This window comes from Streptomyces millisiae, assembly GCF_031845425.1.
GTDB classification, from domain to species: Bacteria; Actinomycetota; Actinomycetes; order Streptomycetales; family Streptomycetaceae; genus Streptomyces; species Streptomyces millisiae.
Map to the genome: position 1 here is coordinate 1 of NZ_JAVREM010000325.1, position 444 is coordinate 444.

General features: G+C 65.5%; 1 protein-coding gene. It reads right to left on the minus strand.

Annotated elements, in window-relative coordinates:
• Positions 1 to 444, minus strand: a 444-nt coding sequence (locus RNC47_RS36895) for a TetR family transcriptional regulator (protein ID WP_394814965.1), incomplete at both ends; no start/stop codon positions are given.

The following is a 444-nucleotide window of genomic DNA, read 5'->3' on the forward strand; positions in this document are numbered from 1 at the left end:
GTTGTCCACCCGGGGCCCGATCTCGCCGATGATGATCTCCTGGAGGAACGACCGCACCAGGGATACGTCGTTGCCGGCCAGGATGGAGCGCAGCGTCGCGACGAAGCCCTTGCCGATGTCGGAATCCCACAGTGGCAACAGGATTGACGGCAGGGTGTGCCCGATCTGCTCGACCGGGACCTCTTTGAGCCTTCCGATCACGGTCATCGGATCGATGGGTATGTGGATCGCCGCCGCGAAGAGCTGGGTCTTGGTGCCGAAGTAGTGATGCACCAGGGCGGCGTCCACCCCGGCGTCGGCCGCGATGGCACGGATCGAGGTCTTGTCGATGCCGTTGCGGGAGAACAACTCCCGCGCACTGGCCAGGATGCGCTCGCGCCTGTCCGACGGACCGGCGGGGCGGCCGGGGCGTTTGCGTTCTCGTTCGGAATCGATGTCGGTACT